A 22,457-nucleotide genomic window follows, 5' to 3' on the forward strand; every position below is an offset into this window, starting at 1 on the left:
GTATTTTTGAATTCGATTAAAAATGTACACTTGAAGCGCGACCCGACAAAAATATCAATAATAATAGTAATTATCAGTCTGTTTTATTCGTGCAATGCTGTAAAAAGAGTGCCAGACGGAAAATACCTGCTCACCGAAAATACAATTTTGGTGGATAGTGTAAAAGTTAAGGATGCTGGACTCTATAGCCAGCTAGCTCAGAAGCCAAATACCACCATTCCGTTAATTGGTTTACCCTTGGAGTTACACATCTACAATCTAGCCGACCAACAGCCAGACTCTACGTATTACAAATGGCTTCATAAAAACCCTAAACGCGAGGCGCGGCTAATTAATCTTCTTTCAAAAAAACAGGTCGATAAAATTGATAGTAGTTATGTAAACTTCAATCAGTGGCTTCAAAAATCTGGAGAGGCCCCCGCAATTATCGACCAACAAAAAATTGATAAATCCATGGCACGGCTAAAACGTTGGTACGCTAGTTATGGATATTTTAATGATGAAGTAGATTTTAAAATTGAACCTAGCGAAAAGAAAAACAAACGCGCAAAAATTACTTATTTGGTTAAAAAACACCAACCGTATTTTGTGGGCGATTCTATTACCGAAAAGATAAGCTCGCCGGTGGTAGATTCACTTTTTCAACGTACAAAAGGCAAATCATTTATCGTTCCCGGAAAGCAATATGCCGCTAATGATTTTGTGAACGAACGCGATAGGCTTACCATTCAATTTAGAAATTCTGGACTTTATCATTTTGAACAAGAATATGTTGGTTTTGAGGCAGACACTGTAAATACAGAGCACAAGGCAGACATTACATACATCATCCCAGACCGAAAGATTACCAAAGGCGACAGTACTTATACCGAACCTTTTAAAGTTCATAGCATTAATGAAGTTCGGATTATAACAGATTATTCGTACGAAAATCGGAACAAAGCTTTACAAGATTCTATAAGTTATAAAGGCTACAAGTTATTCAGTTACGGCAAAATGCGTTTTCGTCCAAAGGCTATTGCAGATGCTATTTCGATTACTCCTGGCAAAATTTATAAAGACATTGACCGTACATTAACGTACAATCAGATTAGTGATCTTCGTATTTTTAAATATCCCAACATTAATTATTCAGTTGTTGCAACAGATTCTACAGAGCAGTTACTGAATTCTACTATTTTTCTAAGTCCCCGAGATCGATTTACGCTTGGGGTAGATTTTGATACTTATACCTCCACCATTCAACAATTTGGAATCAGTTTCAGCGGAAATATAATTTTTAGAAATATTTTTCGCGGTGCCGAAATTCTTGAAGTCTCAGCTCGTGGAAGTGTTGGTTCTTCCAAAGATGCGGCAGACAGCGAAAGCACTTTTTTTAATATTTCAGAATTTGGGGGCGATGTAAAGCTCACTTTTCCACGAATAATTTTTCCTATAAATACTGAAAAGTTAATCCCGAAATATATGTCGCCTTCTACAGGGATAAGTCTGGGAGCGAGCGCACAAAACAATATTGGTTTAGATAGGCAAACTATAAACGGAGTGTTTAATTACCGTTGGAAACCTTCAAAAATTATGAGTTACCAATTAGATTTGTTAAACCTGCAATATGTAAAAAACCTCAACATTGGTAATTATTTCAACGTTTATCAGAATTCTTTCGATCAATTAAACACCCTTGCTGGAGGAACTGAACTCAATAACCCCGGAACAATCAATCCAGATTATTACAGTTTCGATGCAAACAACAATCTTATTCTAATTGTTCCAGAGGGAGCAAACGGATTTATTAGCGACGTAAAAGACGGCACCATCAACTCTAGTTTGATTGATACTGATGCCGCCAATGCCGTAAGTAATATTGACGAACGCAAAAAACGACTTACTGAAGACAATTTAATTTTCGCTACAAACATAACTCGAACGCGCGATACACGCGAAAATATTCAAGACAACAACTTTTCGAGAACCCGCTATAAATTAGAGGTAGCAGGAAATCTCCTTTCAGGTATATCAAGTCTTGCGGGGGTAAACAAAAATGAAGATGGTAACTATACTACGTTGGGCGTAGTTTTTTCACAATATGTAAAAGGAGAAGGAGAATACATAAAACACTGGGAACTTAATGGTAATAATGTATTGGCTTTTCGCGCATTTGGTGGGATTGCCATTCCTTATGGCAACAGTAACAGCATACCATTTACGAGAAGTTATTTTGCCGGAGGAGCCAACGACAACCGTGGATGGCGCGCTTACGATCTTGGCCCCGGAAGCAGCGGTAGTACGGACGAATTTAATGAAGCCAATTTTAAAATTGCGCTAAATGCAGAATATCGGTTCACTATTTTAGGAGCCTTTAAAGGAGCATTTTTTGTTGATGCAGGTAATATTTGGAATGTTTTGGATAACATTCAAGATGAAGCTTCAGTATTTAATGGTATTGCAGATATTAAAGAACTTGCAGTTGCCACGGGTCTTGGACTTCGTTACGATTTTGGTTTTTTCGTATTTCGCTTTGATGTTGGTTTCAAAACCCACAATCCTGCCAAAGTAGTGGGCGAACGCTGGTTTACAGATTATAAATTCACCGAGGCTGTTTACAATATCGGTATCAACTATCCATTCTAAACCATATAAATTTGTTACTTTTGCTGAAAGGATTCAGCTTGCATTAGGCAAGTACGAGTCCTATAATTTTAACAATTAACACCACAACACAACTATGAGCCACGGAATTAAACCCGGTGTAGCAACTGGAAAGGAAGTTCAGAGAATTCATCAATACGCAAAAGAAAAAGGTTTTGCTATGCCCGCCGTGAATGTTGTGGGCTCAGATAGCGTTAACGCTGTTATGGAAACTGCTGCCGATTTAAATGCACCTGTAATTATACAATTTTCTAATGGCGGAGCACATTTTAATGCTGGTAAAGGACTTTCAAACGAAAATGAAAAAGCCGCAATAGCCGGTGGCGTTGCTGGAGCAAAACACATTCACGAACTTGCAAAGTTGTATGGTGCAACAGTTATACTTCATACAGACCATTGTGCAAAAAAATTGCTTCCTTGGATTGATGGGTTGCTAGATGCTGGTGAAATATTTTTCAAAGAACACGGCAAGCCGCTCTACAGCTCGCATATGATAGATCTTTCCGAAGAGCCTATTGAAGAAAACATTGAAATCTGCAAGCGCTATTTAGAGCGTATGAGCAAAATTGGAATGACCCTAGAAATTGAATTGGGCATTACTGGTGGCGAAGAAGACGGCGTAGATAACACAGATGTAGATTCGTCTAAATTATATACCCAACCCGAAGAAGTTGCATATGCTTACGAAGAACTTTCAAAAATAAGCGATCAGTTTACTATTGCTGCAGCCTTCGGAAATGTGCACGGTGTTTACAAGCCCGGCAATGTAAAATTGACTCCAGTTATTCTGAAAAATTCGCAGGAATATGTTCAGAAAAAATTTAACACGGGTCCAAATCCAATAGATTTTGTATTTCACGGAGGTAGCGGATCTACCTTAGAAGAAATTCGCGAAGCAATAGGTTACGGTGTTATAAAGATGAATATTGATACTGATATGCAATTCGCTTTTACAGAAGGCGTGCGCGATTATATGGTGAAGAATTTGGACTATCTAAAAACCCAAATTGGAAACCCTGATGGTGACGAATTACCAAACAAAAAATATTACGATCCAAGAAAATGGCTTCGTGATGGTGAAATCACTTTCAAAAATAGACTTGAAAAAGCCTTTAAAGATTTGAACAACGTGAACACGTTATAATAAAAATTCAGAATTCAGAAATATGAATTCTGAGCCCTTCATTAAATAACTGGAATTCATGATTTTGAATTCATAATTCATATTTAAAAATATGCCTTGGTTTAAAAGAACAAAAAAAGGGATACAAACCCCAACTGAAGAAAAAAAAGACGTCCCAAAAGGGTTGTGGTATAAATCGCCAACAGGAAAGGTTGTTGACAGCGAAGAGCTTGAAAAAAACTTTTACGTTAGCCCCGAAGATGGTTACCACGTGCGCATTGGAAGCAAGGAGTATTTTGAAATACTTTTTGACGATAATAAATTCAAAGAATTTGACAAAGGACTTACTTCACAAGATACTTTAAAGTTTGAGGATAAAAAGAAATATACAGACAGACTAAAAGAAGCACAAGATAAAACTGGGCTTAAAGATGCAGTTCGTTGTGCTGTGGGTAAATCTATGGGTTCAGATTTAGTTATTGCCTGTATGGATTTCAGCTTTATTGGTGGTTCTATGGGAAGTGTTGTAGGCGAAAAAATTGTTCGCGCAGCAGACTATTCGCTTAAGAATAATATTCCATTACTTATAATTTCAAAAAGTGGTGGCGCCCGAATGATGGAAGCCGCACTTTCACTAATGCAACTTGCAAAAACTAGTGTGAAATTAGCCCAATTAAGTGATGCTGGAATACCGTATATTTCATTGTGTACAGACCCAACTACAGGTGGAACAACAGCTTCTTTTGCGATGCTTGGCGATATAAACATTGGTGAGCCCGGAGCGTTAATTGGTTTTGCTGGTCCCCGAGTGGTTCGCGATACAACGGGAAAAGAACTTCCCGAAGGTTTCCAAACTGCTGAGTTTCTTTTAGAGCACGGGTTTCTAGACTTTATAACGCACCGAAGAGATTTAAAACGAAAAATAAATCTATATCTAGATTTGGTGTTAAACAGACCGCTTCGCGAGAAGAAAGAAAAATATGCATAAATTTTGTAGGATGTAATATTTCAGAAAAATAACACCCTAACTCAATAACTTTTATTACTTTTGCGCCCTTGATTACCAAAATGGTAGTCAGTACATAAAAATCATTTTAACAATATTGGCATGTATTTATCAACAGAAGAAAAAGGAAAAATTTTCGAAAAACACGGAAAGTCTAAAACTGACACTGGTTCAGCAGAAGGACAAATTGCGTTATTTACTTACCGCATTTCCCATTTAACAAGTCACCTAAAAGCAAACCACAAGGATTACAATACTGAGCGTTCTTTGGTAATGTTAGTAGGTAAGCGCCGTTCATTGTTGGATTATCTTATGAAAAAAGATATCCTTCGTTACCGTGCTATCATTAAAGAGTTAGGATTACGTAAGTAATCTTTATAAGCAAAGCGAAGTAATCTCTAAGATTCTTCGCTTTGTTTTTTTAAGGCCAAGCTATAATCTTCTTTATATTAAAAAGATTACGTAGCTTCGCTCAGAAAGGCTACCCTATAGTTTTTCATTGGTCAACCACAACAACACAACAACACTAAACCTGAAAATCAGGTTTTGACCAAAAAATAACGTACTCCTTCACTATTGCCAAAAAGGTGAAAAGCATTGGAGCACAAAAATGAAAAACAAATGATACCTAAAGTATTTAAAGAGGTCATAGACCTTGGCGATGGTAGAGAAATTACTATCGAAACCGGAAAATTGGCAAAACAGGCCCATGGTTCTGTTGTTGTGCAATCCGGAAAATGTATGCTGCTTTGTACTGTAGTTTCTAATTACGAACAAAAAGATTTAGATTTTCTACCATTAACTGTAGATTATCGCGAAAAATTTGCAGCTTCAGGTCGTTATCCTGGTGGTTTCTTCAAAAGAGAAGCAAGACCAAGCGACGGCGAAGTATTAACAATGCGTTTGGTGGATCGCGTACTACGCCCACTTTTCCCAAAAGATTACCATTCTGAAACTCAAGTTATGATTCAATTGATGAGTCATGATGAAGATGTTATGCCAGATGCAATGGCAGGTTTAGCCGCTTCTGCTGCTATTCAGCTTTCAGATTTTCCTTTTGAATGTGCTATTTCTGAAGCACGTGTAGGAAGAATTAATGGCGAATTCGTAATCAACCCATCTAGAGCTCAAATGGAAGAATCAGACATCGATATGATGATTGGTGCTTCTGCAGACAGTGTCATGATGGTTGAAGGTGAAATGAAGGAAATTTCTGAAGAAGAAATGACCGAAGCAATTAAATTTGCACACGAGCATATTAAATTACAATGTGCTGCACAAATTAGACTTGCCGAAGCTTTCGGAAAAAAGGAAACTCGTGAGTATCCAGCCGAAAGAGAAGACGCAGACCTTGAAAAGAAGGTTTACGATATGGCGTATGATAAAGTTTATGCTATTGCACAAGCCGGTTCAGCTAAACACGAAAGAACCGCTGCTTTTTCTGAAATAAAAGATTCGATTAAAGCTACTTTTTCTGAAGAGGAATTGGCAGACTTTGGTGATTTGGTTTCAAAATACTATCGTAAAGCAGAAAAATCTGCTGTTAGAGATTTAACTTTAAATGAAGGATTGCGTTTAGATGGACGTAAAACGTCAGACATTCGCCCTATCTGGTGCGAGATTGACTATTTGCCATCTGTTCACGGTTCGGCAATATTTACACGTGGAGAAACTCAAGCTTTAGCCACTGTAACTTTGGGAACTTCTAGAGAAGCAAACAAAATAGATATGCCATCTTACGAAGGCGAAGAAACATTCTACCTTCACTATAACTTCCCTCCTTTTTGTACTGGAGAAGCAAGACCTATTCGTGGAACATCTCGTAGAGAAGTTGGTCACGGTAACCTTGCACAACGTGCATTAAAAGGTATGGTGCCTGCAGATTGCCCGTACACAGTACGTATAGTATCTGAAGTTTTAGAATCTAACGGTTCTTCTTCTATGGCAACTGTTTGTGCAGGAACAATGGCAATGATGGATGCTGGTATACAAATGAAGAAACCAGTTTCTGGAATTGCAATGGGATTAATTTCTGACTCAGCTTCTGGAAAATATGCTGTATTGTCTGATATTTTAGGTGATGAAGATCACTTAGGCGATATGGACTTTAAAGTAACCGGAACGGCAGATGGTATTACTGCTTGCCAGATGGATATTAAAGTAAAAGGATTGGGTTACGAAATTCTTGTAGCTGCATTAAAGCAAGCAAGAGATGGTCGTTTACACATTCTAGAGAAATTAACTGAGACTATTGCTGCACCTCGTGAAGACGTGAAGCCTTATGCTCCTAAAATGGTTACAGTACGTATTCCTAATGAATACATTGGAGCCCTTATTGGACCTGGTGGAAAAGTAATTCAAGAACTTCAAAAAGTAACAGGATGTACTATCGTTATTAACGAAGACCCTGTAACTGAAGAAGGTATTGTTGAAATTTTAGGAACTGGACAAGAAGGAATCGATGCTGTATTAGCGAAAATTGATTCACTTACTTTCAAACCTGAAGTAGGAAGCGCTTACGAAGTGAAAGTAATTAAAATGCTTGACTTTGGTGCCGTTGTAGAATATATGGACGCTCCCGGAAACGAGACGTTGCTACACGTTAGTGAACTAGCTTGGGAACGCACAGAAAATGTTTCGGATGTAATAAACATGGGTGATGTTTTTGATGTGAAATTTATTGGTTTCGATCCTAGAACGAAAAAAGATAAAGTTTCAAGAAAAGCTTTGTTGCCAAAACCAGAAGGTTACAAAGAACGTCCGCCACGCGACGATAGCCGCAGCGGAAGTAGAGACAGAGACAATCGTGGACGCAGCGACAGCCGTGGCCGTGACAGTCGCGATAACCGCGATAGAGACAGAAAGAGAGATTAAATAGAAATTATGAGTGAAGAGTTACAAATAACTCTAAACTGATATCTCTCAATTAATATAAACGCCTTCACCCAAAATTATGGGTTGAAGGCGTTTTTTTTGTGCAAATAAATTGCTTCAAATTGGATCTTACACTCTCGTAATATGAAAAGATTTTCCAAGAAAGTGATGATATAATAAGTCGTAGTGTATATTTAAATCAAGCCCTTTCTTCGAAGAATAAGAAAATGACCTTATCTTTGATACTATCAAATGACCTTATCTTTGATACTATCAAATGATAGTATCAAATGAAGCCACCTTACGACATAACTCCCGAAATTTTAAGATTAATAACTTCAATTTCTGAAAAAGTTGGAGTCATTGAATATAACGTGTTCTTAGTGCCCTATTAATTTTATTACTACTTCTACCATACTTAGTTTGCGAGCGCAGATAAATAGTTAAAACCTATCTGGACTCGAGGATATCATATTCGGTTTTTATTTACTAAATTAGTTGCTTTCTCACTTAACAATCAGGATAGTAAACAACATCAATAGTGCGTTTAACAAAGAGACAAACTTTTTACCTCTCGAAATAGCTATCAGTAAAATATTAAATGATTTATCCCCAGATTTTGAAAAACTAAAACGTTCACACAAAAAGGAGAATTGAGAATTTAAAATCTGCCGTTACTTAACTTGTTAAAATTAAACGCATTTTATACATCAACTTCTCATACACTAACAACGAGTTGTAATTTAAAAAAAACAAAATGCGGGGAATTCTAATAATAATAGCAATTCTAACTTTTGGCTCTTGTAAATCTCAAACTGATTTTAATTCAACAATTGAATTTACTCCAGATTTAGAAAAATTTGGAAATTTATCAGGACTGAAAGAGACATTAAAAGATGTTGAAATAGTTGCTCTCGGAGAAAACACACACGGACTTGGAGAAGTTTTTAAGGCTAAAGCAGAATTAGTTAAATTCTTACATCAAGAGTTGGGTTTTAATGTAGTGCTCTTTGAATCAGGTTTTGGTGATGGTGCATTAGCTAACGAAAATTTCGATTCTTTATCCGCAAACGAGTACACACAATCATTTACTTCATTCTTCTATTATCAAACAGAAGAGATACAGAATTTGGTAGAATATGCTAAAACTAGCGACAAAAAATTAGCTATTCAAGGATTTGATTGCCAACCAAAACAAGAATATTTAATAAAAAGAATGGCTGAAATCATTCAGCCCATTGATTCCGTATTTGCAAAATCCGTCAAGTTCGAGTTTGATGGCTTTAACAAACTTTATCAACATGAATATGATAAAGACAGCATTGCTTTCTACAAGCAAAGAGATGATTTTTTTGAATTTGTGACAGAATACGATAATTTAATAAGCGAAAAAGAACAAGTTTTATTGAATCTTGGAACTTCAAAAAATGAAATCAGCATTATTAAAAAATCGAATGAAATTTTCAGAAACACGTATTCAAAGATTAATTATGGAGATTTAATGGGATGGCCAAATTCTGCTAACATTAGAGATAAATCATTGTTTGAAACAGTTAAATGGTACAAAGAAAACAATCCTAATTCAAAAATTATTATTTGGGCGCAAAACAGTCATATAGAAAATAAAGCAATGCCAAATTATAATGTGAATTGGATGGGCCATAGCTTAAAAAGTACCTACGCAGAAAAATATTACTCAATTGGAACATTTGTATATAGTGGCAGAAGCTTAACTTATATTGGAACTTTTGATTTTGAACATAAAGATTCCACATTTTTGGCCTATCATCTTAACAAATTCCAGAAAAATGAATTTATTTTGGACTTAAGAAATTATAAGAAAAATGATTTTACAAGCCAGGTACTTTTAGGAATAGACACCAATGGCAACACTTCAGATTTTGTTGCGAAAGATAGATTTGATGGCTTATTATTTATAAAACACAGCGACATACCCAAGCTGATTAAAAAATAATGAAAAACGACAGAACCTCGTAAAATCAAAACCTAATAATGCAATTTACGACCAACAAAAAAAGACCAAAAGCAATTACTTGCATTATGCTAACCGATATCAACCCAAAATTACCAATGCGTAACAAAAATGTTACACGAGAATTTTACATAAATAAGTTAGGATTTAAAGAATTTGGAAGTGCTGATTTTGAGGGTTATTTGATGTTGGAAAGAGATCAAATTCAAATTCACTTCTTTGAATTTAAAGAACTTGATCCTAAACAGAATTATGGGCAGGTTTATATTAGAACCGATACTATTGACCGTTTTTACCAATCTTTATTAGATTTCAAAACCAGTATTCACCCGAATGGACAGTTGGAAATTAAACCATGGGGACAAAAGGAATTCTCGGTACTCGACCCAGATAACAATCTATTGACGTTTGGACAAAGCATTTGAGGGTAAAATTCTCTAACACAAAGCAATTATTCTAAAACAATTAATGGTTGCAAGCATTATTAAATACCTCACTTCCGATATTCATTTTGAAATGTATACTTATAATTTCGGCAATAAAATAAGGATAGAAAGCTGAATTTCAATATTATTGTATTAGCAAAATGAACTTTGACTTACTTTCCATTTCACTAGACTTTTCATAAGAAACCATTTAAAACATGAAACACATATTATTACTTTTCATTTCACTACTTACATTGGTAGCTTGTGAAAATCCTTCAGATAAAAAAATTATTAAATTAACAGGAATGGACCACACATTGCGTCCTGGCGATAACTTTTATAGATATGCAAACGGCAAATGGTACGACTCTGTATCCATACCCAAAACCCAAGCCGGAGTTGGAGCCTATATGTTTATGAATTATCCGCAACGCTTACGATTGCAAGGAATATTGGACAGTGTTTCAAAAGGCCAACATCCCGAGGGCAGCATTGAACAAAAAGTTGGCGACTTTTATGCCTCTGGCATGGATACTAGCACCATTAACAAACGTGGTTACGAACCCATAATGCCAACGCTTGCAAAAATTGAAGCTATCGATAATATACAAACTCTAATGACTTTTGTTGCAAATGAAACTGCAGTGCACAATGGTTCTATTATGGCTGTTGGTGTGGGTCCCGACGATAAAAACAGTAGTATAAATATTGCGCACGCATACCAAACGGGAATTGGATTGCCAGATAGAGATTATTATTTCAAATCAGATTCATCAACGGTTGCTATACAGAACGCTTACAAAAAATATGTTGCTAAATTATTTCAGCTTACCGGCAGCGATGCTGTAAGCGCTAAAAAGAATGCTGATTTGGTTTACGACTTAGACAAAAAACTTGCCGCTGCTCATAAAACAAGAGTTGAACGTCGCGATGTACACGAAAACTACAATAAGCTGGCTGTAACAGATCTTGAAAAAAGTCAGCCCACCATTGGTTGGACTGCATTTCTGAGACAATTAAATGCTCAAACAGATTCTATCGATGTTGGCCAACCAGCCTATTATGACAAGCTCAATATTCTTTTAAAAATAACTCCAATCGCTTATTGGAAAGTGTATTTAAAAGCAAACACGCTGGAGAATTACGCAACCGATTTAAGTAAACCTTTTGTTGAAGCATCTTTTGAATTTACAAAAGTAATTTCTGGTCAAGCTGTGCAAAAAACTCGCGGTGAAGAAATGGCGAGTGTGGTTGATAATTATCTAGGTGAAGCGTTAGGACAATTGTATGTGAAGAAATATTTTTCGGAAGATGCAAAGAAACGTATGTTAGATTTGGTGAATAATGTACAAAAAGCATACGCTGTAAGAATAGATAAACTTGAGTGGATGAGCGACAGCACAAAACTAAAAGCTAAAGAAAAACTGTCTGCTATAACAAAGAAAATAGGGTATCCCGATTACTGGAAAGATTACAGTAATGTAACTATTTCAAGAGATACGTATTTTGAGAATATCGTTTCGGCAGCATCAGCAGATTTTCAACGTGATTTGGCAAAATTAGGCAAGCCTGTTGATAAAACCGAATGGTATACAACACCATCTACAGTTACGGCGTATAATAATCCCTCTGCGAATGAAATCGTTTTTCCTGCAGGTATATTGCAGTCACCTTATTTTGACAATGACGCTGATGACGCCCTTAACTATGGCGGCATTGGAATGGTGATAGGCCATGAAATAACACATACTTTTGATGACCAAGGCGCTCAGTTTGATAAAGATGGAAACGTAAAAAATTGGTGGACAAAAGATGATTACGAAAAGTTTAAATCAAGAATACAGCAAGTAATAGATTTGTATAGCACGTTTACTGTTTTGGACAGTTTACATGTAAAAGGCGACATGACCGTGGGTGAAAACACCGCAGATATTGCCGGAATAGCGGTGGCTTATGATGCTTTTAAAATGACCAAACAAGGACAGGATACCACAAAAATTGACGGTTTTACGCCAGACCAACGATTCTTTCTGTCTGTTGCAAGAATATGGAAAGTAAAAATGAAAGATGAATTTCTTCGTTTATGGATCAACAACAACCCACACTCCCCTCCTATTTGGCGCGTAAATGGACCGTTAATGAATAGCACTCCTTTTTATAACGCATTCGATGTAAAACCTGACGAAAAAATGTATTTGCCTATTGAAGACAGGATAACAATTTGGTAGAATAAGGAGCTTAAATATGGCATTACTTAGAAAATGAAATCAACATCTTTATTTATTGGAACTTTGTTAGCACTATTAATAGCTTGTACTACAAATGCACAATCTCATAAAAAATACATCTATTATTTACACGGAAGAATAATTGAGATTCAAGGAAAAAACGCCGTGAGCGACGAATTTGGAGAATATGAATTTGACGGTATAGTAAACGCCTTAAGCGAAAAAAATTATACAGTAATTGCGGAAGTTAGAAATGAAAATGTTGACTATTTAAAATATGCAACTAAAGTTTCTAAGGAAATTGACAGTTTAGTAAATTTAGGTGTTAAGCCAATAGACATTACTGTTATTGGCGCTTCGAAAGGTGCTATAATCGCGAGCAATATTTCGAACATAAATACAAATCCAATTAATTATGTTTTTCTGGCGGGAAATAATGAATATCAAGAGACTAACAATGATTGGAAATTTCACGGACAAGTATTATGTATTTACGACCTCTCAGATGGTATTGCGGGTAAAAACTATGATTACTGGAAGAATTCTGAAAATTTCACTACCAAATTTGAACAATTAGAATTGAAAACTAATTTGGGCCACGGATTTTTATACAAGCCATTAGATGAATGGATTAAACCCACTAAAGAATGGGTATTAACTCAAAATTTGAGATAAAAATCAAAAGCTTCTAACAACACAAAATCGTAAGTGAAAGCTGCGGTAATTTTAATTAACTTAGTAACTGCAACACTTTCTATGCTAGCTTAAGTTTGGGTTTTTTTCCAAAGTTGTAATTATCGCTGCGTTTTGAAAAAGTGTAATTAATTCAACAGACATAAAAAATACTAAAAATGGAAAAGAATAAAGTTTTAACAACGACGGCAATTTTATTAGTAGTGTTTGGTATAGTTATGGTTTACCTTGGGGGTATTGCAGCTCAGGAAATAATGATGCCTCCAATTATTACCGGAGTAGGATTCTTTTTAATTGCGTGGGCTCTAAATGCACTAAAAGATGAATTATAGCCACAATTTCGGCATCACTTTACTACAATACTGATTTATTAGTATAACGCCTTAAATCTGTGTGGTGAAGTTCTGAAATAACGGCACAAAATAAATCTATACTTCATTCATTTTCTTAAAAATCGCCTTGAAGCCAAGAATTGCATTATGCTGTTTTTATGCCATAATAGCAGGATTCTTCAGAAATACATCGTTTACCGACATAATTGCATAGTTATTATTGTTGCTCTTATTTTTTTAACAAAAGTTTAGTGACTGCCCTTACTCACCCTACCCACTACCCTAACAACCCTTTATTTTCAATACATAGCCGTATTATTAGAGAAACCCCTTTCTAGTACAATACTTGCAGTTATATTGGCTAAACAATATACCAATATATGAAAGTACTAGTAATAGGCGCAGGAAATATGGGATTGACGTATGCCGAAGGCATGGCGAAGTCGCCTTTATTAAACCGTAGAGATTTAATGATTTTCGATGTTTCACCCGAAAAAACATTAGAATTAAGGGAAATTCCAAATTTTGACGTTTACGACAAAATTGACGAGTGCATTACAAAAGCCGATATCGTTTTTCTAGCCGTGAAACCTTTTCACAGTGAAGAATTATTTAAGTCGGTAAAAAGTCTTGTAAATAAAAGTCAGCTGTTTATTTCGTTAATGGCCGGTATTACAATACAAACTATTCAAGAAGGATTAGGAGTAGAAAAAGTAGTTCGTGCAATGCCTAATCTTCCAGCAAAAGTAGGTTTGGGAATGACTTCCTTCACAGAATCTAAAGAAGTAAGCAGAATTGAACTAATAATGGTTCGCAATCTTTTAGACACAACAGGAGAAGCAATTCACGTACAAAATGAAAACTTTATAAATGCTTCTACCGGTATTTCTGGTAGTGGCCCAGCGTATGTTTTCTACTTTATGCAATCTATGATGGAAGCCGCTTTAAAAATGGGCTTTTCACAAAACGATTCAAAAATACTGGTTACCCAAACATTTGAAGGTGCTGTGGCATTATTCAATGATTCAGATATTTCGCCAAATGCGTGGATGGATATGGTTGCTTCAAAAGGAGGAACAACCCGTGCCGCATTGGATTCTATGGAAGACAACAACGTAAAAGAATTAATTAAAGAAGCTGCATACGCAGCGTTTGACAGAGCAACAGAGCTCGGACAATAATAAATACCAAAATAAAATTATGGACAAAAAACGAGTGGTTATTAAAGTAGGAACCAACGTTATGACAAACAAGGATAATCGTATTGTAGGCTCAATTCTCAATGAATTGGTTCGGCAAATAGCAGATTTATATGAAAATGGCTATGCTCCGGTATTGGTATCTTCAGGATCTGCAATTGCGGGAATGGAAGTCTTGGGCGAGTGTATCGCAAAGGATGATGCTACGAGAAGACAAATATATTCTTCTGTGGGTCAGCCAAGAATGATGCGTCATTATTATAGTCTTTTCCACGATCACGGTATGCGTTGCGCACAAATTTTGGCAACCAAACGCGATTTTTCACCAGGAAAGCATAGGGAAAACATGATTAATTGTTACGAAGGTCTAATTGCTGAAGGCATTGTGCCAATAGCAAATGAAGACGATGCAGTATCATTAACAATGTCTATGTTTAGCGATAACGATGAATTGGCAAGTTTGGTAGCAGAACTAATTAAAGCGGACGCAATGATTATTCTAACAGATACCGATGGTTTATTTACAGGACATCCCGACGATGAAGATTCCGAAAAAATAAATAACGTACACCCAGATCAGAATGTAGAACAGTATGTTCAAAAATCTCGAAAAGGTGAAGGCGAAGGTCGCGGAGGTATGAAATCTAAACTTAAAATTGCCAAAGAAACTGCCAGTAAAAATATCCCAACTTACATCGCAAATGGAAAGCAGAAAAATGTAATTGTAGATATTTTGAACGGCAAGAAAATTGGAACAAAATTTTTTGCATAAATAATAATTTAAATCGAAGAGAGAGATATGAAATTGATAAACACCGAATTAAAGAACAACGTATTAGATTCTATGATGAAAATTATAGATGAAAATCGCGCATCTATTTTAGAAGCAAATAAAAAAGATTTAGAAGCTTTTAAAAAGGACGATCAAGCATTATTCGATCGTTTGGTAGTTGATGATTCCAAAATAGACGGAATGATACAGGCTATTACTGAAGTACAAGCGCAAGACGATCCAGTAAATCAAGAAATTTCTAATATAACCTTGGACAACGGACTAAACATTATTAATCGCACGGCGCCATTTGGCACCATTATGATTATTTATGAATCCAGACCCGATGTAACTATTGAAGCAGCTGTTCTCGCTTTTAAAGCGAATAATAAAATATTGTTGAAAGGTGGAAAAGAAGCCTCCCACAGCAACAGAATTTTAGTGAAATTATGGCACCAAGCATTGCAGGAAAACGGTCTTGACACAGATTGGATAAAAATGTTAGAACTCAATCGCGAAGAAACGCAAGCATTTTTGAAGAATCCTACCGAACCAATTGATTTAATTGTACCCCGCGGTGGCGAACGATTAATTCAGTTTGTAAAAGAAAACGCAACTTGCGCGGTATTGATTAGCGGTCGTGGAAACAACTTTTTGTATGTAGCCGAAGATGCTGATTGGACAAAAACACTTGAAGTAATTATAAACGCCAAAACCGATAAAATTTCGGGTTGCAACGCGCTGGATAAAGTTCTGATGGATAAGAATATTCCAAATTATGAAGCTAAGGTTAAAGAATTGAAAGACGTTCTTGAAGCTGCAAAAGTGGATATTTTGGTAGATTCTGAAATCAAAAAAACACTTTCTTCTTCGCAATTAATTGAAGATGAACAAACTTGGTTTCAAGAATTTTTAGCGATGAAAATTGCAATCGGTGCCGTAGAAAGCAGGGATGATGCCATTTCAAAAATTAATAAATATAGTGGTGGCCATTCCAGTGTTATAATGACCGAAGATGAGGAAAGAGCAGCTTTTTTCATGGAAAATATAGACACCGCTGCCGTTTATCACAACGCCTCTACCCGCTTTACAGACGGCGGACAAATGGGCGTGGGCGCAGAACTGGCTATTAGTACAGACAAACTTCACCACCGTGGGCCTTTGGGCTTAAAGCAATTGGTAACCAATAAATATTTTGTGTACGGAGACGGTCAGATTCGTGTATAATAATTGAATGATTACAATTTATAAACGCCTTCAATTCCGGTATTTCGGATGAAGGCGTTTTTTGTGTTTTAAGGCGCTAATGTACGGAGGTCTGTAGTTATTAATTTCATGGGGAAGCTTTGAATCTATTGGCTATTTTCAGCCAATCATTCTTAGGTATAATAATATTTGTATTTATTTAATTTGAAAGGCATACTGAAAGTAGCTATTCCACGCCTATCGCTGACGAATAATCAAGATTTCGTCATCAGAAAACTCCATCCACGCCAGATCGTAAACATAGTGGAACATTTTATTTTTTGAATTTATATTGAAATGTGTATGATATTTAAATCGGAATTTCTTCTTTTCCAAAACATTTCTATAAACTTTAATTTGCGTTTTATTTTCGCCTAAGAGTTCCCAAAGAATGGTATAGTTTCGCTTTAAATAACCATTAATTTCAATAGCGGCAATTTTATTGGCATAGCGAACATTTTGATGGTAATGATTCTTACAACCCACGGAGCAGAATATTTTATCGGTCCTGCCATGGAGTGGTTTTAAACATATTTTGCATTTGTTTTCCATCGCATGCTGTGTTAGTGCTACAAAGATAACGCATTCGTTCTTAACGGTTAAAAACGTTTACTATAGCAAGTGATAGCTTAAATGGTTTTTTTAATTTTTATTTTTGATTATATAAAAGTTTCAAATGCGTTATGAACAATCGGGAAAACACCATAATCATTATGTATAGACCGCTTGCGAATGCTGGGAGGATTAAATTCTATATCCCGTATCCTCTCACGGCTGAAAGGGAGGCGTTTAAAAAATTGAACACCTCTTTTTACCATCCTAACCAGAAACTTTGGAGCTTAGTAAACACCCAGGCCAACGTTAACCTTGTTAAAGTACTTTTTGGGGCGAAACTTCAGATGGAAGAATTACAATCGGTTGCCAAAATGCCTAAAATTGTTCTCACAGAAAAAGTGCAGCTGGAACTGGATAGAAACCACCAAAAGATGGTATTGAAGGGGTTTAGTGACTCCACCATTCGCAATTATGAGCATGCCTTGATCAAGTTTTTCAGTTACTTCGAAAAAGAAGATTACAAAGAAATTAGTAAGGAACAAGTGGAGGGTTTTGTGTATCAGCTTATCACTAAATATAAAATTAGCGAACAGCGCCAAAATTTACTTATAAATGCCATCAAGTGCTATTACGAGCACACTTTGGAAATGCCACGAGAGTATTACAACATTACTCGCCCTAAAAAGAGCAAGAATCTTCCCAATGTGCTAAGTGTTGAAGAAGTGAGGTTATTATTGAATCATCCTTCAAATATTAAACATAAAGCCATTCTTCATACAATTTACGCTGCTGGTCTTCGTATAGGCGAAGTGATACGTTTGCGGGTAAAAGACATACGCAGCGACGATGGATACATTTTTGTAAAGGACAGCAAAGGAAAGAAAGATAGGCATACGGTGTTGAGCGACCAACTCTTGGATCTTTTACGGAAATACTTTCGGCAGCATAGGCCAAGTTATTGGCTTTTTGAGGGACAAGATGGCGGACAATATTCAGCCAAAAGTATTCAGAATATTTATCGAAAAGCGGTAAAGGAAACTAATAGTAATCCGTGGAGTACCCCACACACCCTACGCCACAGCTTTGCGACGCACCTTATGCAGCAAGGAGTAAACATTCGATATATACAAAGCGCGCTTGGCCATTCCAGCAGCAAAACCACCGAGGTTTATACCCGTGTTTTGGGTATAAGCAATAAAACTTTAAAAAGTCCCTTGGATACTTTATATGATTCGGTTACATTTGATAAGCAAAACACAAAGTGACGTGTCGTACAAGTGCAATATATACGCCATAATAGTACGAACATGTCATATATAACCATGTTGTGCAATATTGGAGCGAGACGCAAATCACAGCGGAAAATTGGCGGAAAAACGTCTGATTTTTTTTGGAAATTAGTGCTTAAAAGTAAAAAGCAATTCGGACAAAATGTTGCTCGGACAAAAATGCTGCTCGGACAAAAATTCGGAACGGAAAAAAAGGGGGAGGAGCTGGAATTTTTGACATTGGAAAGATAGAACCGGCGAGCGCCATTTTATGTTTCGATGGACTTTGAAAGAATAGCTAAGCGGAAACAAACGGAACAGGATGCAAAAACAACATTGCACAACACAGCATATAATTAATGGCTGGTTTGAGCCTGCTTCCGAAAATCCTATCGGATTTTCTATTTGGTTTTTATTTGCTAAATTCCGTGCTTAAACGCGCCACTAATCATATGCAAACACGTTGCCCATCATTTAAGAGCATAAATCAAAAAGTAAGCTAATCCTTCGTAAAATAGATTTTTAACAGTGCAGCGGACACGAAGCGGAGGGGAATAAAAAAGACTTCCAATCAATACGCAAGCAACGGCGGAATCAGTATGTAAGCCTTGAGCAACTTAACGGAGCAACACCGAAAATTTATTCTGAGTGCGGAATCAGTGTTGTAAAACGGAACAACGAACGAAACTGGATAAAAAAACGCTGGGCAACACAGGCTATAAGCAATGCTGGGTTTGTGCAAAATCCAAAAGCATTTGTATATTTACGAGGTCGCCAAAATTTTTGGCGAATTGAAAAATAAAGAACAAAAATTTTGGCTTGTTGCGAACCCGAAAATCATTTTATTTTTGGCGCACTGCTCATAGCCGGGAACGTTGCCTGTCATTAAAAATGATATTTCTTTAAAAGACAACAACTCTTCTCCCCACAATTTTTTTTGAGCCATTAATCGGAATCTAAACAACGCGGAATCGTGTAAAAAGACTTCCACTCATTACGCAAGCAACGACGGAATCGGTTCGATGCCTTGAGCGGCAGCACGGAGCAACGCCGAAAATTTAGCTTGTTTGTGGAATAATAATGAAAACAGAGTAAAAAAAAACGCCAGGCAACACAGGCTATAAGCAATGCTGGGTTTGTGCAAAATCCAAAAGCATTTGTATATTTACGGGGTCGCCAAAATTTTTGGCGAATTGAAAAATAAAGAACAAAAATTTTGGCTTAAAGCAAACCCGAAAATCATTTTATTTTTGGCGCACTGCTCATAGCCGGGAACGTTCTACACCATTTGAAAAAAACAGCAGACATACTAATTATAATTTTTGCCATCCTCGTGGTGTCAAGCATTGCATTTGTATTAATTGGAATATTTGTAATACAAGATAAATATAAAGGCGAACCACAAACAGCAGAATTTATTGAAAAATCGTCAACTAAAACACCAATTTTATCTCAACAAAAAGACCTAAAGTGGATAAAAGATAAAGTAAACGAAATCGAAAATAATCCTGACTTAAAAAGAACGGAATTTGATTGGTTGGAATTAACTGGAATTACAACTGATGGTGGCGGAACTTTAAAAGTGTGGCGGAATAAAAAATATATTTGTAAAATAGACCAAGAAATCGGACTTTCTTACGGTCAAATAAGAACAATCATTTACCTTGAAAGCGGAATTCCAATAAAAATAATCGATACGGAAAGAAACTTCGGACAAGATAACGGCGAATTAAATTACGAAAAACTTAATGAAGTGTTTAAAGGTACGATTTACGTTTTCGATTGGGAAAATGATAAGAGCAAAATTGAACGGATAGGAAAAAGAGTTTTAAGCGAAGGTAGTTGCTCAACTTTTGATTACGAGCCGATTTTAGAACGTGCTGAAAAAGCAACATCGGAATAAAAACGGTGTAGAACACAGTATATAAGCTATGGCTTGGTCTGTCCTCACTTGGAAAATCCTGCGGATTTTCCAAAGCCATTTTTTATTTGGAGAGGTTCGTGCTAAAACACGCCACAGCTCATATACAAACTCGTTGTGCAACATTAAAAAAAACAGTACGAGCTAACAAAAATTGAATAAAAACAATGAATATAGAGTTCTTTAAAACAATCTATCACCACCCACTAATTAACCAAAGTGATTTAATAGAAATTATTGATGCACACGAAAAAATCGATTTTTCAAAAGGTTCATTTTTTTTGGAAAGTGGTAAAATGGCGAATGAATATTACATAATTGAAAATGGATTGTTGAGAGCATACGTTCACGACTATCACGGAAACGAAATCACAACTGATTTTTACAGCACAAACGAAATTTCGATTGAGGTATCTTCTCTATTTCAAAGAATACCGACAAAAGAAAACATTATCACACTTACGAACGGAATTGCCTGGAAAATTGAATTTGACAAATTTCAGGAATTGTTCCATAAAATAGAAGGTTTTAGGGAATGGGGACGAGCTTGGATGTCTGGACAACTATTTATTTCAAAACAGCGTTCAATAGAAATGCTTACTAAAAATGCAACTGAAAGATATAAAGCATTGATAAATGACAAGCCAGCAATCGTTCAAAACGCACCAATTAAACATATTGCATCTTATTTAGGAATTACTGACACATCATTGAGCCGTATAAGAAAAGAAATCCTTTTTGATTGATTATTTACTGTCATATGACAAGAATATTTAAAATGAAAGTTTCTAATTTTGTTTAGTATAATCATAAAAACAAAAAAGATGAAAGCAAAAAATCCAGTAGTTTGGTTTGAGATTTATGTCGATGACCTTAAAAGAGCAAAAAAATTCTATGAACAAGTACTTGACTTAAAGTTGAGTGAATTGCCAACACCAGATGATGTAAAAGATGAAATGGAAATGATGGCTTTCCCAATGGAAATGGAACAAGATGGTGCAAGTGGAGCATTAGTAAAAATGAAAGGCTTTGAGGCGGGAGGAAATTCTACAATAGTTTATTTTAGAAGTGAAGATTGTGCCATCGAAGAAGTAAAAATAAAAAATGCAGGTGGAAAAGTTTTTAAATCAAAACAATCACTTGGCGAATATGGATTTATGGTTTTGGCTTCTGATAGCGAAGGCAATATGTTTGGTATTCATTCACAAGCCTAATAAAGTATCAAAAAAAATCGAACTCATAAAAAAATGGAACATTCAAAAAAAGAAATAGCGGAACTTTTCTCGAACGGAAAATTTGACAAAACAACGGACTATTTAAGTGACGAAATAGTTTGGAATGTAGTTGGCGAAAACATTTTTGACGGAAAAAAGGCTGTTACGGAAAATTGCGAACAGACAACGAAATATTTTAAATCTGTACAAACAGATTTCAAAACGGACAAATTAATTGTATCTGAAAATAATGTAATCGTAATTGGAACAGCGGAATTGAAACGAGATGGAAAAAGGCTGAATTTTATTTCTGCGTGTGACATTTATGAATTTAACGAACACAATAAAATTAAAAAAATATCCTCGTATTGTATTCCAGAAAAAAGTGAATAAATAAAGCTGTATAGAACCCGAGAAACAGAATGCAGAAAAACGTTGCACAACACAGTATATAAGCTATGGCTTGGTCTGTGCCCATTTGGATAATCTACGGTTTTCCCAAAGTTAGTTTATATTTGGAGAGATTCGTGCTAAAACACGCCACAGCTCATATACCAAACGTTGCCTGCCATTAAAAAAGATTAGTTTCTAATGAAAAAAAGCTCCTTCTCCCCTCAAAATTTTTCGGAAAATTAAACGGATTTAGAAAACATAGCGGAATCGTGTAAAAAGACTTCCAATCAATACGCAAGCAACGACGGAATCGGTCCGATGCCTTGAGAAACAAAACGGAGCAACGCCGAAATTTTAGCCAGTTTGCGGAATTTAGGGAAAGAAAATAAAGATTCGGAAATTCAATGACAAAGTTGGCTTCCAATGACTAATTCGTTACAGAACGGAATAATAATGGAAACAGCGTACACCAACGGCAGGCAACATCGGCTATAAGCAATGCGGGATAAATGCTAAATCGAAAAACCTGTGTATATTTACGAGGTCGCCAAAACTCTATTTTAGCGC

The 22,457-nt window shown here is 36.0% G+C and carries 19 protein-coding genes and 1 pseudogene; 19 read left to right on the top strand and 1 reads right to left on the bottom strand.

Annotation, left to right across the window (positions count from 1 at the left end; genetic code table 11):
* Positions 1-6: 6 nt before the first annotated feature.
* From tamL to AC3RVG_RS13185, 14 genes and pseudogenes are all read left to right on the top strand, one after another.
* Positions 7-2,628, top strand: coding sequence for a translocation and assembly module lipoprotein TamL (tamL, locus tag AC3RVG_RS13120; RefSeq protein WP_489691924.1), 2,622 nt, complete (start codon positions 7-9; stop codon positions 2,626-2,628).
* A gap of 94 nt (positions 2,629-2,722) precedes the next feature.
* Positions 2,723-3,790 carry a class II fructose-bisphosphate aldolase gene (fbaA, locus tag AC3RVG_RS13125; protein WP_489691925.1) on the top strand — a complete coding sequence of 356 codons (1,068 nt, stop codon included), beginning with the start codon at positions 2,723-2,725 and terminating at the stop codon, positions 3,788-3,790.
* Positions 3,791-3,881: 91 nt separating this feature from the next.
* A complete protein-coding gene (gene accD, locus AC3RVG_RS13130; protein WP_489691926.1) occupies positions 3,882-4,757 on the top strand; it encodes an acetyl-CoA carboxylase, carboxyltransferase subunit beta in 876 nt (291 codons plus the stop codon).
* Between the two features lie 120 nt (positions 4,758-4,877).
* On the top strand, positions 4,878-5,147 hold the full coding sequence (gene rpsO / locus AC3RVG_RS13135) for a 30S ribosomal protein S15 (RefSeq protein WP_489691927.1): 270 nt from the start codon (positions 4,878-4,880) through the stop codon (positions 5,145-5,147).
* 249 nt (positions 5,148-5,396) lie between these two features.
* Positions 5,397-7,649: a polyribonucleotide nucleotidyltransferase gene (locus AC3RVG_RS13140; RefSeq protein ID WP_489691928.1), complete on the top strand. Its 2,253-nt coding sequence runs from the start codon at positions 5,397-5,399 to the stop codon at positions 7,647-7,649.
* A gap of 290 nt (positions 7,650-7,939) precedes the next feature.
* Positions 7,940-8,038 (top strand): annotated as a pseudogene (locus AC3RVG_RS13145) (Fic family protein); the annotation flags it as partial.
* Between the two features lie 368 nt (positions 8,039-8,406).
* Positions 8,407-9,624, top strand: coding sequence for an erythromycin esterase family protein (locus tag AC3RVG_RS13150; RefSeq protein WP_489691929.1), 1,218 nt, complete (start codon positions 8,407-8,409; stop codon positions 9,622-9,624).
* An 86-nt stretch (positions 9,625-9,710) separates the two neighbouring features.
* Positions 9,711-10,067, top strand: a complete 357-nt coding sequence (locus AC3RVG_RS13155) for a bleomycin resistance protein (protein ID WP_489691952.1) — start codon at positions 9,711-9,713, stop codon at positions 10,065-10,067.
* A 218-nt stretch (positions 10,068-10,285) separates the two neighbouring features.
* Positions 10,286-12,298, top strand: a complete 2,013-nt coding sequence (locus AC3RVG_RS13160; RefSeq protein WP_489691930.1) for a M13 family metallopeptidase — start codon at positions 10,286-10,288, stop codon at positions 12,296-12,298.
* Positions 12,299-12,331: 33 nt separating this feature from the next.
* Positions 12,332-12,973, top strand: a complete 642-nt coding sequence (locus tag AC3RVG_RS13165) for a hypothetical protein (protein WP_489691931.1) — start codon at positions 12,332-12,334, stop codon at positions 12,971-12,973.
* 176 nt (positions 12,974-13,149) lie between these two features.
* The gene (locus AC3RVG_RS13170; RefSeq protein ID WP_489691932.1) at positions 13,150-13,323 is read left to right on the top strand and encodes a CAL67264 family membrane protein; all 174 of its coding nucleotides are present in this window, start codon (positions 13,150-13,152) and stop codon (positions 13,321-13,323) included.
* A 380-nt stretch (positions 13,324-13,703) separates the two neighbouring features.
* The gene (gene proC / locus AC3RVG_RS13175; RefSeq protein WP_489691933.1) at positions 13,704-14,504 is read left to right on the top strand and encodes a pyrroline-5-carboxylate reductase; all 801 of its coding nucleotides are present in this window, start codon (positions 13,704-13,706) and stop codon (positions 14,502-14,504) included.
* Between the two features lie 19 nt (positions 14,505-14,523).
* A complete protein-coding gene (gene proB, locus AC3RVG_RS13180) occupies positions 14,524-15,294 on the top strand; it encodes a glutamate 5-kinase (RefSeq protein WP_489691934.1) in 771 nt (256 codons plus the stop codon).
* A 27-nt stretch (positions 15,295-15,321) separates the two neighbouring features.
* A complete protein-coding gene (locus tag AC3RVG_RS13185) occupies positions 15,322-16,521 on the top strand; it encodes a glutamate-5-semialdehyde dehydrogenase (RefSeq protein WP_489691935.1) in 1,200 nt (399 codons plus the stop codon).
* Between the two features lie 216 nt (positions 16,522-16,737).
* Here the strand turns inward: AC3RVG_RS13185 and AC3RVG_RS13190 are convergent, their stop codons facing one another.
* Positions 16,738-17,091 (bottom strand): hypothetical protein, encoded by a 354-nt coding sequence (locus AC3RVG_RS13190; RefSeq protein ID WP_489691936.1) that lies wholly within the window; start codon positions 17,089-17,091, stop codon positions 16,738-16,740.
* 131 nt (positions 17,092-17,222) lie between these two features.
* Between AC3RVG_RS13190 and AC3RVG_RS13195 the strand changes: the two genes are divergently transcribed.
* From AC3RVG_RS13195 to AC3RVG_RS13215, 5 genes are all read left to right on the top strand, one after another.
* Positions 17,223-18,359 (top strand): tyrosine-type recombinase/integrase, encoded by a 1,137-nt coding sequence (locus AC3RVG_RS13195; protein ID WP_489691937.1) that lies wholly within the window; start codon positions 17,223-17,225, stop codon positions 18,357-18,359.
* A 1,291-nt stretch (positions 18,360-19,650) separates the two neighbouring features.
* Positions 19,651-20,265, top strand: a complete 615-nt coding sequence (locus tag AC3RVG_RS13200) for a hypothetical protein (protein WP_489691938.1) — start codon at positions 19,651-19,653, stop codon at positions 20,263-20,265.
* A 185-nt stretch (positions 20,266-20,450) separates the two neighbouring features.
* Entirely contained in the window at positions 20,451-21,029 is a 579-nt protein-coding gene (locus AC3RVG_RS13205; protein ID WP_489691939.1) for a Crp/Fnr family transcriptional regulator, read from the top strand.
* Between the two features lie 78 nt (positions 21,030-21,107).
* On the top strand, positions 21,108-21,497 hold the full coding sequence (locus AC3RVG_RS13210) for a VOC family protein (protein ID WP_489691940.1): 390 nt from the start codon (positions 21,108-21,110) through the stop codon (positions 21,495-21,497).
* 33 nt (positions 21,498-21,530) lie between these two features.
* Positions 21,531-21,890 carry a nuclear transport factor 2 family protein gene (locus tag AC3RVG_RS13215; protein ID WP_489691941.1) on the top strand — a complete coding sequence of 120 codons (360 nt, stop codon included), beginning with the start codon at positions 21,531-21,533 and terminating at the stop codon, positions 21,888-21,890.
* The last annotated feature ends 567 nt before the right edge of the window (positions 21,891-22,457 follow it).

This window comes from Aequorivita sp. IT1282 (assembly GCF_058068205.1).

Bases quoted from the DNA above. Each gene is read 5' to 3' on its own strand.
- AC3RVG_RS13150 (WP_489691929.1), top strand. From the start codon at position 8,407: ATGCGGGGAATTCTAATAATAATAGCAATTCTAACTTTTGGCTCTTGT.
- AC3RVG_RS13155 (WP_489691952.1), top strand. From the start codon at position 9,711: ATGCTAACCGATATCAACCCAAAATTACCAATGCGTAACAAAAATGTT.
- AC3RVG_RS13195 (WP_489691937.1), top strand. From the start codon at position 17,223: ATGAACAATCGGGAAAACACCATAATCATTATGTATAGACCGCTTGCG.
- AC3RVG_RS13185 (WP_489691935.1), top strand. From the start codon at position 15,322: ATGAAATTGATAAACACCGAATTAAAGAACAACGTATTAGATTCTATG.
- AC3RVG_RS13210 (WP_489691940.1), top strand. From the start codon at position 21,108: ATGAAAGCAAAAAATCCAGTAGTTTGGTTTGAGATTTATGTCGATGAC.
- AC3RVG_RS13170 (WP_489691932.1), top strand. From the start codon at position 13,150: ATGGAAAAGAATAAAGTTTTAACAACGACGGCAATTTTATTAGTAGTG.
- proB (WP_489691934.1), top strand. From the start codon at position 14,524: ATGGACAAAAAACGAGTGGTTATTAAAGTAGGAACCAACGTTATGACA.
- AC3RVG_RS13215 (WP_489691941.1), top strand. From the start codon at position 21,531: ATGGAACATTCAAAAAAAGAAATAGCGGAACTTTTCTCGAACGGAAAA.
- rpsO (WP_489691927.1), top strand. From the start codon at position 4,878: ATGTATTTATCAACAGAAGAAAAAGGAAAAATTTTCGAAAAACACGGA.
- AC3RVG_RS13160 (WP_489691930.1), top strand. From the start codon at position 10,286: ATGAAACACATATTATTACTTTTCATTTCACTACTTACATTGGTAGCT.
- AC3RVG_RS13190 (WP_489691936.1), bottom strand. From the start codon at position 17,091: ATGGAAAACAAATGCAAAATATGTTTAAAACCACTCCATGGCAGGACC.
- fbaA (WP_489691925.1), top strand. From the start codon at position 2,723: ATGAGCCACGGAATTAAACCCGGTGTAGCAACTGGAAAGGAAGTTCAG.
- AC3RVG_RS13165 (WP_489691931.1), top strand. From the start codon at position 12,332: ATGAAATCAACATCTTTATTTATTGGAACTTTGTTAGCACTATTAATA.
- AC3RVG_RS13205 (WP_489691939.1), top strand. From the start codon at position 20,451: ATGAATATAGAGTTCTTTAAAACAATCTATCACCACCCACTAATTAAC.
- proC (WP_489691933.1), top strand. From the start codon at position 13,704: ATGAAAGTACTAGTAATAGGCGCAGGAAATATGGGATTGACGTATGCC.
- accD (WP_489691926.1), top strand. From the start codon at position 3,882: ATGCCTTGGTTTAAAAGAACAAAAAAAGGGATACAAACCCCAACTGAA.
- AC3RVG_RS13140 (WP_489691928.1), top strand. From the start codon at position 5,397: ATGATACCTAAAGTATTTAAAGAGGTCATAGACCTTGGCGATGGTAGA.